We start from the raw sequence: 5168 nt of genomic DNA, 5'->3' as shown, positions 1-5168 counted from the left end.
TTTTTATAGGTATTAAAATCACGTCTATAAAAATAAGTGTGAAATTTATCACTTTTTATATTTTTTTCAAGTTTTTTTTTTTAACCAGCCATTCAGCATTATTAAATGTATTCGTCATTACTCTACTTTTTATAAAATAATGAGGCATATTGAAATTAAGTTTTTTGATTCAATGGAATGGGCGTTATATAATAAAAAATGGGAGCCTTAAACTCCCATTTTTTTATTATATTTTTTAAATTTTAAGTATGTTGAACTGTCAATTTTAAACCTAAAGCATTCACAACACGGTTGATCGTATCAAAACGAGGCGTTGAATCTTGACGAAGTGCTTTGTAAAGGGCTTCTCGTCCAATACCTGCTTCTTTCGCAATTTGGGTCATACCTCTTGCTTTAGCAATTACACCAAGTGCGTGCGCTAATTCAGCAGGATCATTTTCTTCAAGAACCATATTGAGGTACATTACAATATCTTCTTCAGTTTTGAGTGACTCAGCCATATCAAAACTTGGTAAATCAGCTACTTTAACCATTTTAATCCTCCAACGTTTTTGATAATTTGACTGCACGATTGATGTCTTGTTGTTGAGTTGATTTATCTCCGCCACCAAGCATTACAATCACTACGTCACCATGTTGGATGTAATACATCCTCCATCCTGAACCGAAGAATTCTCTCATTTCCCAAACACCATCTTGGAGAGGTTTAATATCTCCCCAATTTCCACGTTGAACCTTATCTAATCTACGATTTAGGCGAATACGGGTCATATTGTCTTTAATGCCATCCAACCATTCATCAAATTCTGGCAGACGTTTAATTTCAATCATGAGGATTCCTTATCTTCTCACTATATTGTATTCGATCGAATACAATATGCAAGTAATCTATACGAACATCCATTAATTTCGTATAACAGCCATTATGTTAAATAGGAACCTTAGAACAATAGAAAATTATAATTTCATTGCCATAAGGAAGAATATACTTACAATCCTACGTTCGTTTGTAAAGCAATTTGCTGTGAAGCTAATTCAAGTGCTTTAGATTTCCCTAATGGTTTAATATCAGTGCCTTCAGCATATATAAAATCTACCTTATCAATACCAATTAATCCTAATACTGCTATTAAATATGCTGTAACAGCATCTGTTGGAAGATCTTGATGAAAACCACCACGTGAACTAAAGATAATTGATTTAACACCTTTAATTAATCCTACGGGTGCGGTTTCTGTATATTGAAAAGTTACTCGTGCTCGTGCAATTAAGTCGAACCAGTTTTTTAATTGGGTTGGTACATTTAAGTTATACATTGGTGCTGCAATCAATAATAGATCACAATCTTTCAGCTCTTGAATAAATTGATCAGAGAGAGCTACTGCTGCTTTTACCTCAGGTTTTTCATTCGCCTCTCCACGTAAGGCATTAAATATCTCTAAGTTTAATACTGGTAAGTTCATAGCTCCTAGATCATGTTCAATTATTTGGTCAACATAACCACTTTGCTTACGTCTATATAAATATTTATTAATGAGCTGATTACTTAGAGATTTTTCCTGCATAAAACTAGATTTGATAACTAAAATTCTGTTCATAGTAAGGTTCCTAATATGAATTTTAATTAGATTATCATTGATAAATTGGATACAAAAGTGATAATAAATCAACTCATTGATTCCCAATTGGAACTAATATGCGTGTTAATGATCTGAAAAGTTTGATGGCATTTATTAGTGTTGTTGAACAAGGAAGTTTTACTAAAGCATCAGAAAAATTACATCTGACTCGTTCCGCTGTCAGTAAGATGATTTCAAAGCTTGAGGTACAGCTCGGAGTAGTACTTTTTAACAGAGATACACGTCATTTAGCTCTCACAGAAGAAGGTAGTATTTTCTATGAACATAGCCAGCGGGCTGTACAAGAATTATTAATAGCTGAGACATTATTTGAAAGTAATAATCAAAATATTCAGGGAATGATACGTATCTCTATGCCTGTATTATTTGGACAAAAGTTCATTGTTCCGATATTAAGAGACTTAGCAGATGAACATCAAAATTTGAATATGGTTCTTTCTTTTAATGATCGTTATATTGATTTAATTGAAGATAATTATGACCTAGTGATAAGAATTGGTAATTTAGAAGATAATAGTCAATTAATGGTTAAAAAGATTTCTGAGCATGCAATGTGGCTCTGTGCCACACCTGAATATTTAAAAAGATACCAGGTTCCTGAGAGCATCAAAGATTTAGATAACCATCAGACTATTGGATATTTGAAAAATGGGCAGCTTGAAAAGTGGATATTTCAAAGTTCTCATCATAAAACTATAAAATATTTGCCAAAAAATAAAGTTCAAATGGATGACATAAAAAGCATATTAGATTATGTACTAATGCATGGAGGAATTGGTTGGTTACCTTCCTGGTTGATTCAAGAATATATACAAAGTGGTCAATTAATACACCTACTTACTAACTATTCAAGTACTAACTATCCTATTCAAATTGTATGGAAAAGATCAAATTTCTTACCAATACGTGTTCGTACTACCATTGATAAAATAGCTTCATCAATACAAAAAGATAGCGTCATTAAATAAGATTTATAAGAGAGGAATTCTAAATTGATAGTAATACAAAATCTTTCTAGTTTAATTTTTAAACACGGATTTATTAAGCTTTCCTAAAATTAACATAATACACGTTATGCGAAATTAGAAAAATGAGTTTATTGCACTGATATTTATCTGTTTTTTAAATTTTAGACCTGGGTTGGTGCCCAGGTTTTTTTATTGCGTATAACAGCCATTATGTTAAAGGGGAGGTATATTTGAATTAAATATGCCTATAAAGTTAATAGCTATCAATCATTGTTTGCTGAATAAGCCTTTAAAAGTAGGTTTATTCACCTAAGTTATTGTAAATAAAAAGATGTTCGTATTTTCAGTATTCTAACAATAGACTATAGTTGATTCTTTTAAACTAGGAATTACCATGAACCGATTTAAGACCTCTTTTTTAGTTATTTCTTTGGGTCTTACTTTAACTGCCTGCGGCGGCGGCAGTGATGGTGCATCGAGCTCTACAGGGAATGGTGCATCGAGCTCTACAGGGAATGGTACATCGAGCTCTACAGGGAACAGCGGCACCACACCAGATACTTCTACTGGTTCAGTATTGGAAAAATTGAATCCATCACAATCCTACAATATTATTTTTGACTACCCTAATTCTTCTGGTGCATCAAGACTTGATTCTGTAAAACAAAATGCCGATGGTATTATCACCGAATTTGGTGATTACAAAATTACAGGAGATATTGTTGCGAAAGAAATTGCTGGAAATAAAAACTTTACGATTGCTCGTGTAACCAAAGGAATTTTTAATTATGAAAAAGATGGGGAAATAAAATCAACAGATATTTCCAAATATAGCAATGCTTCTTATTTTTATTTTGCATTTACCCCAATCATTACTAAGCGTATTTCTGCCCAAACCAAACAAATTAACTGTACTGATGTTAATGCTACTCAAGCAAAAGTGACCAATAGTGGCCAATTTGAAAACTTTATTTCTCCATCCATTCATAATGGAAGTATTACCTTAAATCCTAACGGCAATATCGACGTTAAATTTACTGCAAAAAATGGCAGTGATGAAACTACCTTTGCTTCATCAATGAGATGGGTTGATTCATTCAATAACTATAGCAGCTATAACTTATTGGGTATCGTAGGACAACAAGGTGAATCAAATCAGATCGGTACATTTAACATAGCTGATAATGGACCAAATAGCCTAGTACTTGGTGCAATTTACCGTATGACTTTGAGCAATAATGGTAACTATCAAGGTGCTGTTTCTATGGTATGTAATTATTAATATAGCTTGATTGAAGTGTCATGCGCCTTAATCTTTATGTATTTTTTTAAATTTAAGACCTAGGCAGTGCCTAGGTTTTTTTTTATTTCGTATAACAGCCATTATGTTAAATAAGTGCCTGACTTTATTGATAAGGTTAAACATTAGCAGTTAGAAAGGGTTTTCAAAAAGAATGGTAAATCGCCCAAAAATTATAAAAGTAGGAATTTTGCTTGTAGGTCTATGTTTAATTCTGATCTTTAATTCATATAAACAGAAATTGAATTATGACAATGAAATGGCAAAACAGACAACGATACTTTTCTTAAATTCACTTGCTAAACATGATCGAAAATCAGCAATCAAATATGTTTGGCCTGATGCGCAATTATATGAAGACTTAAAAAGTCCTGAAAGATTTCTTTCTTTCAAAGACTCAAAAATTTTAGAAATAATAAGAATTAATGATGATTCAGCGGAAAGTAGACCTGAGTATTATCAAGAATTTTATAAAATTATTTCAGTGATGGTAAAAGTTAAAATCGTGCATATAGATGATGCTGGCAGTCCAGTAGGTGACTATATTTTATTTATTACTCTTGTGAAAAAATCTCCTCAATCTGATTGGCTAATTACAGGATTGGGTAGTGGGCCTTAAGCTAATAATTATTTATTTTCCCTAAAATTAACATAATACACCTTATGCGAAATGCGTTATAATTATCTCTAGAAATCAATGCTGTAGTTTCTATTTGATAGCCCGAACATCCCTGTTCGGGCTTTTTTTATGATTTTTCATGTTCCACGCCTATTCTTTGATCAATGTTTCACGACTTTGATTAGATCAATTGAATACTCAGGATGCCTGGGCTTTTTCTTTTTGGCGTTTATTTAGGTCTTTCTTTAGCGCCTTTTTATCCTGGTAAGACGCAATCAGCATGATTGGGATCAGTACAGGAGCAACCACAATACCCAGAGCAATATCTTTCAATTTTGGCATGACTTTTCTCCCTTATAACTCAATCATTATCAAATACGGCATTCAGCACACGGCCAAATAAACTACGTTTTTTGGGTTGTGGCACTGTCACATTTTGCAACGTGGCATGCTGTAGCGTTTGGGTGTGGTATGCTGTAGTTTCTTGCTGTGGCACTGCCACATTTTCTGCAATATTTAATTCATTATTCTTTTTATTATCATTGTCTTGTTGTGTTGTCGCATGCTGTGGCATGTCGGTGTCGCATGCCGTAGCATCTTGTTGTGGTGATGCTGTGGCAGGTGCAACACTTTTCAGCTCA

7 protein-coding genes and 1 pseudogene are annotated in these 5168 nt (G+C 33.0%); 3 read left to right on the top strand and 5 right to left on the bottom strand.

Annotated elements, in window-relative coordinates:
- Positions 1–242: 242 nt before the first annotated feature.
- The 3 genes from FTV42_RS15500 to FTV42_RS15490 form a co-directional block, all read right to left on the bottom strand.
- A complete protein-coding gene (locus FTV42_RS15500) occupies positions 243–533 on the bottom strand; it encodes an addiction module antidote protein (protein ID WP_000241337.1) in 291 nt (96 codons plus the stop codon).
- Position 534: 1 nt separating this feature from the next.
- A complete protein-coding gene (locus tag FTV42_RS15495; RefSeq protein WP_034583450.1) occupies positions 535–831 on the bottom strand; it encodes a type II toxin-antitoxin system RelE/ParE family toxin in 297 nt (98 codons plus the stop codon).
- A gap of 158 nt (positions 832–989) precedes the next feature.
- A complete protein-coding gene (locus FTV42_RS15490; protein WP_078194113.1) occupies positions 990–1598 on the bottom strand; it encodes an FMN-dependent NADH-azoreductase in 609 nt (202 codons plus the stop codon).
- 98 nt (positions 1599–1696) lie between these two features.
- Between FTV42_RS15490 and FTV42_RS15485 the strand changes: the two genes are divergently transcribed.
- The 3 genes from FTV42_RS15485 (at position 1697) to FTV42_RS15475 (ending at position 4527) form a co-directional block, all read left to right on the top strand.
- On the top strand, positions 1697–2608 hold the full coding sequence (locus FTV42_RS15485) for a LysR family transcriptional regulator (protein WP_179996750.1): 912 nt from the start codon (positions 1697–1699) through the stop codon (positions 2606–2608).
- 394 nt (positions 2609–3002) lie between these two features.
- Positions 3003–3890 (top strand): hypothetical protein, encoded by an 888-nt coding sequence (locus FTV42_RS15480; protein WP_179995793.1) that lies wholly within the window; start codon positions 3003–3005, stop codon positions 3888–3890.
- Between the two features lie 277 nt (positions 3891–4167).
- Positions 4168–4527: a DUF4829 domain-containing protein gene (locus FTV42_RS15475; protein WP_257222000.1), complete on the top strand. Its 360-nt coding sequence runs from the start codon at positions 4168–4170 to the stop codon at positions 4525–4527.
- 198 nt (positions 4528–4725) lie between these two features.
- Here the strand turns inward: FTV42_RS15475 and FTV42_RS15470 are convergent, their stop codons facing one another.
- Both FTV42_RS15470 and FTV42_RS15465 read right to left on the bottom strand, forming a co-directional pair.
- The gene (locus FTV42_RS15470; protein ID WP_179996780.1) at positions 4726–4869 is read right to left on the bottom strand and encodes a hypothetical protein; all 144 of its coding nucleotides are present in this window, start codon (positions 4867–4869) and stop codon (positions 4726–4728) included.
- Positions 4870–4888: 19 nt separating this feature from the next.
- Positions 4889–5168, bottom strand: a pseudogene (locus tag FTV42_RS15465) (DNA-binding protein); the annotation flags it as partial.

This window comes from Acinetobacter sp. YH16052, from assembly GCF_013417155.1.
Classification (GTDB): domain Bacteria; phylum Pseudomonadota; class Gammaproteobacteria; order Pseudomonadales; family Moraxellaceae; genus Acinetobacter.
This window is presented reverse-complemented; position numbering and strand designations above follow the sequence as displayed.